The organism is Streptomyces collinus Tu 365 (genome assembly GCF_000444875.1).
Classification (GTDB): Bacteria; Actinomycetota; Actinomycetes; order Streptomycetales; family Streptomycetaceae; genus Streptomyces; species Streptomyces collinus_A.
Genome location: NC_021985.1, coordinates 8,199,990 through 8,209,397, shown reverse-complemented (window position 1 = coordinate 8,209,397; position 9,408 = coordinate 8,199,990). Strand labels below are relative to the sequence as shown.

General features: G+C 70.8%; 8 protein-coding genes. 4 read left to right on the top strand and 4 right to left on the bottom strand.

The window, feature by feature from the left end; genetic code table 11:
• Positions 1-86: 86 nt before the first annotated feature.
• Entirely contained in the window at positions 87-581 is a 495-nt protein-coding gene (locus tag B446_RS35130) for a hypothetical protein (RefSeq protein ID WP_020937382.1), read from the bottom strand.
• 255 nt (positions 582-836) lie between these two features.
• On the opposite strand from B446_RS35130, the gene B446_RS37780 reads away from it, so the two are divergent.
• Positions 837-2,033: a helix-turn-helix domain-containing protein gene (locus B446_RS37780; protein WP_043474393.1), complete on the top strand. Its 1,197-nt coding sequence runs from the start codon at positions 837-839 to the stop codon at positions 2,031-2,033.
• Between the two features lie 698 nt (positions 2,034-2,731).
• On the opposite strand, the gene B446_RS35120 is transcribed toward B446_RS37780, so the two are convergent.
• Positions 2,732-3,268, bottom strand: coding sequence for a hypothetical protein (locus tag B446_RS35120; protein ID WP_020937384.1), 537 nt, complete (start codon positions 3,266-3,268; stop codon positions 2,732-2,734).
• Here B446_RS35120 and B446_RS41220 point away from each other — a divergent pair.
• From B446_RS41220 to B446_RS35110, 3 genes are all read left to right on the top strand, one after another.
• Positions 3,243-3,668: a hypothetical protein gene (locus B446_RS41220; RefSeq protein WP_420010345.1), complete on the top strand. Its 426-nt coding sequence runs from the start codon at positions 3,243-3,245 to the stop codon at positions 3,666-3,668. The genes B446_RS35120 and B446_RS41220 overlap by 26 nt on opposite strands.
• A 372-nt stretch (positions 3,669-4,040) precedes the next feature.
• Complete coding sequence (locus tag B446_RS35115; RefSeq protein ID WP_020937385.1) at positions 4,041-4,535, top strand: DUF4265 domain-containing protein; 495 nt, start codon at positions 4,041-4,043, stop codon at positions 4,533-4,535.
• A 561-nt stretch (positions 4,536-5,096) separates the two neighbouring features.
• On the top strand, positions 5,097-5,900 hold the full coding sequence (locus tag B446_RS35110) for a hypothetical protein (protein WP_020937386.1): 804 nt from the start codon (positions 5,097-5,099) through the stop codon (positions 5,898-5,900).
• Positions 5,901-6,205: 305 nt separating this feature from the next.
• Here the strand turns inward: B446_RS35110 and B446_RS39520 are convergent, their stop codons facing one another.
• Both B446_RS39520 and B446_RS35100 read right to left on the bottom strand, forming a co-directional pair.
• On the bottom strand, positions 6,206-8,296 hold the full coding sequence (locus B446_RS39520) for a hypothetical protein (RefSeq protein ID WP_162473331.1): 2,091 nt from the start codon (positions 8,294-8,296) through the stop codon (positions 6,206-6,208).
• A 621-nt stretch (positions 8,297-8,917) separates the two neighbouring features.
• Positions 8,918-9,259, bottom strand: coding sequence for a hypothetical protein (locus B446_RS35100; protein ID WP_020937388.1), 342 nt, complete (start codon positions 9,257-9,259; stop codon positions 8,918-8,920).
• Positions 9,260-9,408 lie beyond the last annotated feature (149 nt).

The following is a 9,408-nucleotide window of genomic DNA, read 5'->3' as shown; positions in this document are numbered from 1 at the left end:
GTCAGTGCGGCACCACTGCGGCATTTGGGCGTTGGGCCCGTGGTGCGCCGCCGTTCGTGCTCGGTCGACGTGTGGCCCCGAAGCGATTATCCGAAGACCTGGACCTGCCTGCCCTGCGCTCCCACGATGTACACCAGGTTGCCGTTCGGGTCGTACTCCCAGTAGCCGGCCTGCACGACGTAGGTGCCGTTCGAGACGCCGATGGTTTTCGTATTGAACTGGATCGACCCGTCGGCCCGGTTCGAAGTCAGCCATTTCCCCAAGCAGTCGAAGTTCGCGACCTGGGTGGTGGTGTGGTCGGAGTTGACCTTGAGTAGTTGGGCGCACGGGAAGATGCTGATGTTGTTCGGATTCTTGTAGTTGATCTCCCCGTATATGCCGCGGCTTCCGTCCCCCCATCTGCAGGGCAACTCAGCGATGCCGTAGGTCTCGTCGGCGTAGCCCTTGTCCCGGCAGCCACCGCCTCCGGTGTTGGCCGATGCGCTCTGGGCGACGGTGACGCCGGTGGTCAGCAGCGTGCCGACGATGGTGAGCGTGGCGGCGGCCCGCTTGACGCCCTGGCGGCCGAGTGTCTTTCTCATGATCTTCTCCTCTTCGTCCGGGATGTAGAGCCAGCCTGAGTGGTGGACGCGCTCTCGTTGTGAGGCTGTGCCCTCTGCAGCGGCCCGGGGTGAGGTGACGGTCAAGGCTGGCCGAGGGCTTCAGGTGCCGATCATCCGGAGCCCCCCACGGTGGTGACCAGGCAGAACGGCCGGAAGAAAGCACCGGCAGTTTCCCGGCAGATACCCCTGTGGTGTACTCGCCTGCGCAGGTCCAGATCATCCGGCGGGAGCGTGATGGGCGAGGGCGGATTCGGGGCGCTGTTACGCGCCCGGCGCAGCGGGGCCGGGCTGACGCAGGAGGAACTCGCCGAACGCTCGGGACTGAGCGTTAGGGCCATCCGTGACCTCGAGCGCGGCAGGGTTGCCCGGCCGCGCCGGGAAACCGTACGGCTACTCGCCACGGCCCTCGGCCTGCCAGAGGACGAGCACGAGGAATTCCTTCGACTTGCCCGCCATGTGCTGCCGCCGGCCCGACCGGGGCGCGCCGACGCCGAGTTGCCGACCGCTCCCGCCGCGATGGCACCCATCGACCGTGACGATCCGCATCCCTCAGTCGTCCCGCCAGACGAACCGGCCATGCCCCCAAAGGCAGAGGCAGCCGGCCACCGGGCCGGACACGCACGCCGGAAACGCACCGCGGCACGCTACGGCACTCTGCTCACCGCGCTGTTGACAGTCACCGCACTCTCCTCCGATCAGGGCTCGCCACCCGCACTGCCGTCCCGCCCCGGCCCGCGCGTCTTCCGGACCACGAGCAGCGCTGCCTATGCCGCCCGGATCAGCAACAACGACTCCAGGCCTCCTTACGGTCCGCCGTCGACCATCGGGGCCGATCTGTGGGTGCTGCACGCAGTCCCCCGCGGCGAAACGCTGATCGTCACCGTCGCGCTCACCGGCGCGAGCTCGGGTGCGGTCACCGTGACCGACACGGCCGGCAATACCTACCGGCCGGCCGGGCATATCAACGACCGCGGCCGCCTGCTGCTCTTCGCAGTCGTCGGTGCCAAGCCGCTGGACATGCTCGATCGGATCATCATTCGCTGGCCGCGAGCCACCGCTGCCCAGACCGCGGTCGATGCCTTCCGGGGAATCACCGCCGCCGGACCATGGATCGAGGGCGAATCGGACCCCCGCGACAGCACCGAATCCATCAACATCGGCGATCTGCCACTGTGCACCGAAGGCGACCTCCTCTTCACCGCCATGAACGCCCCAACCGGCCCCGCCGCCCAATTCCACGCGCCCTGGCAGACAGCGCCCTGGCAAACCGTGGACGTGGATCTACCACCCCGAAACCCCACGCTCACGACGGCCTACCGCTCCATCACCTCCACAGACAACGACTGCACCGTCCGCGGCACCGCGACCCCACCATGGCAGTCCATCACCCTCCCCCTCCACGCAGGGGCAGGGCCCCACAGCACGCGCTGAGACATGCCCAAGGGCGCGATGGACCGCGGCCCAGTGGTGGACCGGCCAGATCGTGGCGTACCAGCTCGATCCCGTGCCCCGGAGCGAAGCTGATCCACGAGGTCTGAGAGTGGGCCCACCGACGTTTTCTCCTCCGATCGCTCGAGGCGCCGCAGGTCGGCCCCGGCGCTCTCCCGCTGCTCCGGCCGAGCCGCAGCGGGCAGCGCGGCGTCGCGGTGCGGCTGCGGGGATCACTTTGCACGGCCGTGCCGCGTCAGCGCGCCGCTGAGGCCCGCTGCCACTCCACGGTGTCGGCGAGCGGCCGAGGCCGGGCCGTCGCGGCGCCGGTCACCGGGCGGAGAGACGCGGCGGGCGCAGGCGCCGGCCTCGCCCGGGAGCGAGTAGGCGCTGCCGGGCGGGCCTCGCGGACGCTGCTGTCAGATCCGGAACGCACGCATTGCGTCCATCTTCCGTGCGGTACGCGTACGCCTCAGGGACAGTACGCGTACGCCTCAGGGACAGGCGCCAGAGGACGGTGAGGAGCCGGGCGGCGTCGGCGGATGTCCGGCTGGCGGGCAGCGCCTCCAGCAGGCACCACCCAGCCCTGGGTCGCTCCGCGTTTCCCGGCTCTGTGCAAGGCGCCCTGAGCGCGACGGACCGCGGCGGCCCGGCGGTGGCCGGCTGCCTGTCGGCTGCCTGGGGTCGTACGGGCTCGGTGGTCACCCGGGTTCGGGGGCGGTGACGGCCGGGGCGGCGCCGAGGAGGCCGAGGAGGGTCTCGCGGTGGAGGTCCGCGATCGGGCCGAGGAAGTCCGGGTGGCGCAGCAGGGGGGCCGCGCGGTGGTCGCGCGGGCTGGGGATGGTCAGCCGGCGCGCGTCGCCCACGCTGTCGGGGCCGTGGTGGGTGGCGGCCAGGCAGGCGGCGGCCAGGGCGGCGAGGTCGGCGTCGGCCAGCAGGCAGGCCGCCCAGCTGACGACGGTCTCGTCGACCTGGGTGCGCCAGGCGTGGGTGGCGTCCGTCAGCGGGGGTGCGTCGGCGCCGGTGACGAAGTCCAGCCGGCCGGAGCCGCCGGGGCCGAGCAGGTCCAGCAGTTCGGCGTCCAGCGCGGTGGGGTAGCGCAGGGCGGCGGCGATGGTGGCCGCATGGCCTGCCTGGGCTTCGGCCAGGGCCTGGTTCAGTGGGCCGGTGGCCGGGGGGAAGGCCGCCAGCAGCCAGCGTGCGGAGGCGGCGATGACGGGCGAGAGCGCGGTGGGCATGGTGGACCGTCCTGTGCGTATGCCCGCCTGTCCTGGGTGTTCCGGTGTGGGTGATCCGGTCGCGGGCACTGCGCGCCCGGGCGGGGAGGTGCGGACAACGGTACGGCGGCCTCCCCCGGGGGCGACAGGAGCTGCGTCACAGCCGGGGATCACCCCCTGGCTTTCGGCACTGGCTCCCCACTCCTTCACCGGGGGCGCCCGGGTCAGCCGCGCGCAGGTGACGTTGATGGTCGCCAACACGCTGGCGCGCGAGACGCTCCGAGAGGCATTGGTCGCCACCTACGTGTGGGGGAAGGGAAAGAGTCCTCCTGCTCGCGCTGCCGGCGCCATGCCTGCTCCAAGCGCCGCTGCTCCTGTGCCTGGGCGCGCCGGGTCGCTTCGTCTTCGGGAGCCGGCATGAGGTGCCTCTGGCGGCGCCGCTGGAGTTCCTGCCTGCGCTGGAGCTCTTGCTGCTGGCGTGCGGCGCGGCGGTCCGCGGCCTCCCGACGAACTCTGTCGGCCCGTTCCGCCCGTTCGGCCTGCTCCTGGCGTCTGCGGTCGTGCTCGTTCTGTGCGCGCTCAGACTGGGCGGAGGTCCACCACAGGCGACGCTGCACGTAGTGGCCCAGGCCGGAGACGCGTGCTACGGACGTGTAGTGCGGCAGGCTGGCCTCCCAGTCCGTCGACCACCCTCCAACACTGCCCGGGCTGGTCGGGGGCGCTGACCCGTACGGCCGGGACCAGGGGCACCCTGGCCTGAGAGGACGTTCAGGCACCGGAGAACATGTGTCCCATGAACGGTGCGTCAGAGCGTGAGATCGTCGGGGACCGGATCAAGGTCTGGTTCCGGTTCGTTCCTCGCGAGGGGTGGTTCCCGCAGGACACTGAGGGCCTGTGGGCGACGAGGCTCAGCGCGGACACTGCCCGCGTGGACAACGTCCCGTTCCTCCAGGACGGTGTCGCCCAAGGGGACGTCGTCCGCTTCCGAACGGACGACGATGGACTGCACTGGGCGACCGGGCGAATCAGCACCTCCGGGAACTGCGCTGTCCGTGTGGTGCCGATCCCGTCCGGGCCGCTGGGCCGCAGCCCCGAGAAGGTTCACGAGCGCCTCTCGGACTTTCGACTCGGCGGCGAGGTCTTCAGCGCCGAATTTCCGATGGTGGCGTTCGACGTGCCGAGCGGCACTGACTTCGCGGCGCTCAAGCGGCTGCTGGTCCGCGGCCAGGACGAGGGTTGGTGGCACTTCGAGGTCGGCAGTGGTACTGAGGCGTTCTGGAGCGCCTAGTCCTTCGGGCGCTCCAGAAGTTCGGCTTCCAGCGGCGATGCGTTTGTCGGCGAAGCGGAGGTTTGAACGGGCGCCTTCGAGGCGTTCTTGCAGGGTTCGGTGTTCGCGGGTGAGTTGGTGGACGCGGTGTTTGAGGGTGGCGTTCTCGGTGGTCAGGGGCTGAAAACCATATGCGGAAGGTGTGCCTTCGCCCGGACACGAGGCGCCTGGGGCCAGGTAGCGAAGGTAGTGGTGCCGCTTCTCCGGCCGTGCTCACGATGCCGACGCGGAGGGCTTCCGGGCACGCCGGCGGCCCGGAGACCGCTCGGGCTGCCACCGAGCGGTCCCGGCTTCGGATGCCGAGCGGGTGACGTTCGGACGGCCAGGCGCGCTTGGTACTTCGAGCAGTCCGTGAGCCGGGGGAGCAGGGTGACACCGCGTGCAGCACGCCGATGTCCGCCGAGGGATGCGGCAGGCCGCATCCCGTAATGGATCAAACCCGTCACCGGCCCCCGACCGGCTTCGACTGCCCCGCCGTGCCCTGCCCGGCGACTCCCGCTTCCCTCTTCGTGAAGGAGATGCATGCGCAAGCGCGCCGCCCTCGCCGTCCTCAGCACCGTCACGGCGCTGACCGGCTTCGTCGTCCCCGGTGCCTACGCGGGCGAGACCCAGACGGACGTCCAGATCAGCGACGTCTCCTTCGACGGTGGCAAGAACATCGTGGTGGGCCTCGACTCCAAGACGATCACGGTGTCAGGGACCTTCACCCACCCGTCGGGCATCCAGGACGCGGACTTCGTCCTGTGGCGCGGACCGGAGGGTGCGAACCCCTACGAGGCCTACGACGACCGCATCGTGTCGCAGCAGTTCCACTACCACGCGGACTGCGTCGCATCGAGCGCCACCACCTCGACCTGCTCGCAGACGATCTTCCTCGAGCCGGACTGGCGGTACGGTGGCACCGCGCTCGCCAACGCCCACGCCGGCACGTGGAAGGTCAGTGTGCAGGGGGTGGCCGACGACGACAGCTGGACCCAGGCGGCGAGCTACACCACGACCCGCCTGCAGCGGTACTCCAAGCTCACCGCGAACGCGGGCCCGGAGCCGGTCGCCAAGGGCGCGACCCTCACCGTCACCGGCAAGCTCACCCGGGCCGACTGGGACAACCTCGCTTACCGCGGTTACACCAACCAGCCGGTCAAGCTCCAGTTCCGCAAGGCCGGCACCACGACCTACACCACCGTCAAGACCGTGTACACCTCCAGCACCGGCAGCCTGACGACCACGGTCCCCGCGTCGGAAGACGGCTACTGGCGCTGGAACTTCGCGGGCACCTCCACCACCCCGGCCGTCAAGGCGACCGGGGACTTCGTGGACGTGCAGTAATCCGTACGCCGCCCCCGCGTCCTCGCTCCCCGAGGGAGCGGGGGCAGCGGCCACGTGGCAGCCAGGGCATCCACCTCGCCGCCATGGCGAACCGCGTCTGGGACGAGCCCCTGGTCTCGCGCGCCTTCGAGGGGCGATGTGCCGTCTTCGCGGCAGTGAGCCAGCTGGGGATGTACAGCCCCATGGCAGCCGCTCGGCCGTGAAGTACCACCGCCGGACTCGCTGTCGACGGCGGACTCGCCGCCAGGTAGGCGAGCTGGGGGAGGCTGGCCGGTTTGCGTGGCCCGGATTCCGGGTCGAGGCGGTTACATGCCTCGGCGAAGCGGAGGTAGGTGTCGATGCCGGCGATGACGATCCGGGAGCGTGAGCACCGCGGCGATGACGGAGCGGAGTTCCTGGTCGTCGAGGACGGCCCGGTAGTCCCGGTAGTGGGAAAGCCGCTCATCGCGGGCCTCGACGAGGCTCAGTGCCCGCCGTGCGGCCGGCGTGACCGTACCGATGCGCAGAAAACCGCGGAGTGCCTCGGCCAGGTCGCCATAGCGGTCGTCGTCCCCGGTGAAGGGCACGACGACCTGCTCCAACACCGCCAGGCTGGCACGGGGATCGCCGGTGATCGCCCACAGGGCGACCGCCGCCGTCGCCCTCCCGTACTCGGTGTTCTCCATGACCTCACGCACCCGTCCGGCGTGCGCCGCGGCGGCGGGGCCGAAGTCGGACAGGAGGAGGACCGGCCCGTACGGCGACGCTTGCTCGTCGTGCACCGCCTCGCCCAGGAGTCGCAGGGCGGTGCCGTCGTCACCCCCCGCGATGCGCCACGCGGCCCACGCGATCTTCTGGTGGTTGCCCGGGTGGTCGAGGACGACCGCGTCGCGCACGGCGGAGGCCGTCGAGGCGGCACCGGGACCCATCGCCAGCAGCACGTCGACCACGCGCAGCGAGTACCGCGTGTCCTTGAGGAGCGGCAGGACGACCGGGAGCACGGGCAGCGCGTCCGGCCCCCATTCCTCGGCGACGTGCAGCAAGGTGCCCATGATCTCGCCGTGGTCGCCGTGCCGCTCGTGGTCCTGCCGCACCTCCTCCAGCAGCGCGGGCAGCAGGACGTTTGCGTGCTCGCGCAGCGGCGCGAGGACTTCGTGCATCTCCGGCCGGCGCGGATCGCCCGCCACCCAGCTGCGCCCGAACTGCTCCCGGTAGGGCGCCCAGAGCGACTCGACCAGGCCGGGGAGGCCGCGGGGGTCGCCCAGCCGGACCAAGGCCCAGCGTGCGAAGTCACCGACGGTCCCCTCGATCCAGGAGATTTCGTCGGTCCCGGGATCGTCGAGCAGTGCCGCCAGGCGGTCGGCGTACGGGCCGGAGTCAGGGGCGAGCATTGCGATGAGGTGCGCGGCCTTGAGCCGCACGCAGTCGTCGGCACAGTCCAGCAGCCGTGCCGCGAGGGGCAGCACCGTCGGTGCCGCGGAACGCCGCAGCACCAGGTGCCGCCACGCCTCGTCCAGGACAACCCGGCGCAGCCCGTCATCCGCGGTGCGTTCCGCCGCCTCAGCCAGCCGGGTCACGAACGACAGGGCGGCCACAGGGACGTGGTCGAGGAGACCGGACACCCATGCGGCGACGTCGTCACGGGCGAAGGGGGTCTCGACGTCCGGCAGCCACCAGATCCGCTCGAACCGGGGCCGTAGGGCCGGATCGGCGAGGACGTCCAGCAGCAGGTCGACATGCCGGAGGGGGGCGTCGCGGTCGAGGGACGCCCGGGCGATCACGGCCGCCACCTTCATCACCGGCTCGTCGCCGCGCAGCACCCGACTCAGCACCGCCTCCACCGCACCGGCGAACCGGTGCCGGCCGCCGAGCGACTCGGTCTCAGGCACGTCGGCGGCCGTCGCGGCGCGGGTGCCCAGCTTGAGCAGGAGGGGCAGGCGTACGGCCGGGTCCGTCTCGGCGTGCCACCGTTCCAGCAGCGCGTCGTCGTCCGCGAGGAGGAGGGCGGCCCGCCGGACGCTCGGCGCGGGGTCCGCGAGGAGAGCCGCGATCTTGTCGCCCTGACGCCGCCACTGCTCCCGCCACGCTCCGTGGGTGCCCTGTTCACCGGCCTCGCGCGCCGCACCGTCAAGGGCGCCGAGCAGTTCGACGAGAGTCACTCGTGCGCCGTTGGCGGGGTCGGAGGCGAGCGCCGTGAGGAACGGCAGGGCCGCGGCCGCGGCCGACGGCAGCCCCCCTCCCGGCGCAAACAGGCAGAAGTACAGCGGGTCGCAGTCCTCATCCGTCGCCGCCGGGCCTCGCCAGACCAGGCGGCTCAGCGCCCGCGGGACCTCCTTGACCGGATGGTGCTCCGGCACTCCCGTCCGGAACCGGCTCCAGTCCACCGCGTCCACTGCCTCGACCGAAGTCCCCGCCACTGCAACCCCGTTCAATGCCCCGTACGTCGACCGACTGACATCCTGGCATCGACCCAACGGGATGATCGCCTCGCGGTCTCGACGAGGATCGGGAGGCGGACATCCCGGTCGTTGCAGTCCGGCTTCCTCGCGGGCAGCCCGGCGGACGCGTTGTTCCACCTCGAACCGATTGAGTCGCTTCGTCTGTGCGTACCGGGTGACTGCTGCTTGTGCGCGTGCTGCCGCCTCGAACCACGCACTGCGCTGATGCCGCCGTTCCTCGTCACAGCTCAGCTGTTCCAATCTGCGGCGGGTGTGGTCGGCGGCCTGCTGAGCTGCGATCAGCTGCGTCCCACCACTCGGCGGTCGCCGGCCGGGAACCGCCATCCGTTCACGTGCCCCTCTGGGACATCGGCTTCCAGAACGCGCGGGCCCCCTCGCACGCCGAGCCGGGGGCAGAGCGATGCAACCCCAGGGCTCCTGGAACTCCACGGCCCAGAAGCGCTCGCGCCGTCGTCCGACTGCGGAACAGGATCGGCCGATATCAGCGGCGCGATCCGGTCCCGCAATCGCATCAGTGATCGCTTGCCGGACAGGTCCGTCCGGTCAACTGACCACTCATTGAAGAGGCACGCTCCAGACTCAGCTCTTGATGTCGACGACCTTCAGGTTGGTCGGGTAGCCGCCACCGCAGTTGAGCGTCGCCGCCTTCTCCATACCGCGGGTGCGGTAGCCGGGGTCTCCCTTGTAGGGGCCGTGCGTGCTGCCCGGACCGGCGCACATGGCCTGGACGTTCCAGGTGCCGCTGCCCGACGTGCACCAGCCCACAGCCGTGTGGATGTCGGTGTGCGAGACGTACGCCGTGCAGCCGGACGGACCGCCGGGGGCGGCCTGGGCCGCCCCCGTGGCGCCGAGTACCACGCCTGCGGCCAGGAGGCCCGACGCCGACGTGGTGGTGACGAACTTCTTGAGTGTGCTGGTCATGCACCCTCCCCGTTTCGAACGGATCTTCTAACCCGCGCGAAGGTAGTCCAGTACGAGGATGGGCCGCGTCATGCCCAGGAATGACTAAGACAGGGCACCTGATGGTGTACAGCAGTCGCCGCTCGCCGCAACTGTGGCAGTCGACAACT